The sequence below is a fragment of the Streptomyces sp. NPDC001599 genome (assembly GCF_042893535.1).
Taxonomy (GTDB): Bacteria; Actinomycetota; Actinomycetes; order Streptomycetales; family Streptomycetaceae; genus Streptomyces.
In genome coordinates this window covers 1-1,208 of the sequence record NZ_JBIAVA010000041.1, presented here as the reverse complement: position 1 = coordinate 1,208, position 1,208 = coordinate 1, and the positions used below count along the sequence as shown (strand labels likewise).

Sequence of the window (1,208 nt, the reverse complement as noted above, 5' to 3'; positions counted from 1 at the left end):
GCGGTCGAGGCGATCCGGGACCGCTACGACGTCGGCTCCGCGGTGCTGGCGCAGGTCATCGCCGTGGCTCTGATCGGCTGTGCCATCGGTGCCGCGACCGCGGGCCGGATCGCCGACCGCATCGGCCGTATCCGCTGCATGCAGATCGCGGCGGTCCTGTTCACCGTGAGCGCCGTCGGTTCCGCGCTGCCCTTCGCGCTGTGGGACCTCGCCATGTGGCGTGTCATCGGCGGGTTCGCCATCGGCATGGCCTCGGTGATCGGCCCCGCCTACATCGCCGAGGTCTCCCCGCCCGCCTACCGCGGCCGGCTCGGCTCCTTCCAGCAGGCCGCGATCGTCATCGGCATCGCCGTCTCCCAGCTGGTCAACTGGGGTCTGCTGAACGCCGCCGGCGGCGACCAGCGCGGCGAGCTGATGGGCCTGGAGGCCTGGCAGGTCATGCTGGGCGTCATGGTGATCCCGGCCGTCCTGTACGGCCTGCTGTCCTTCGCCATCCCCGAGTCCCCCCGCTTCCTGATCTCGGTGGGCAAGCACGAGCGCGCCAGGAAGATCCTCGAGGAGGTCGAGGGCAAGGACGTGGACTTCGACGCCCGCGTCACCGAGATCGAGCACGCCATGCACAGCGAGGAGAAGTCCTCCTTCAAGGACCTCCTGGGCGGCAGCTTCTTCTTCAGGCCGATCGTGTGGATCGGTATCGGCCTGTCGGTCTTCCAGCAGTTCGTCGGCATCAACGTCGCGTTCTACTACTCCTCGACGCTGTGGCAGTCGGTCGGTGTCGACCCCGCCGACTCGTTCTTCTACTCGTTCACGACGTCGATCATCAACATCATCGGCACCGTGATCGCGATGATCTTCGTGGACCGCGTCGGGCGCAAGCCGCTGGCCCTGATCGGCTCGGTCGGCATGGTGATCGGCCTCGCGCTGGAGGCGTGGGCCTTCTCCTTCGACCTGGTCGACGGCAAGCTCCCGGCCACCCAGGGCTGGGTCGCCCTGATCGCCGCCCACCTCTTCGTCCTCTTCTTCGCCCTGTCGTGGGGCGTGGTCGTGTGGGTCTTCCTCGGCGAGATGTTCCCCAACCGGATCCGTGCCGCCGCGCTGGGCGTGGCCGCCTCCGCGCAGTGGATCGCCAACTGGGCCATCACCGCGAGCTTCCCGTCGCTGGCCGACTGGAACCTCTCCGGCACCTACGTGATCTACACGATCTTCGC

Annotated in this window: 1 protein-coding gene; it reads left to right on the top strand. The window is 68.0% G+C overall.

All coding sequences use genetic code 11. The annotated features are described in order from the left end of the window. The coding region (locus ACFYZ3_RS38450) for a sugar porter family MFS transporter (RefSeq protein WP_388528052.1) at positions 1 to 1,208 on the top strand (1,208 nt) is incomplete at both ends.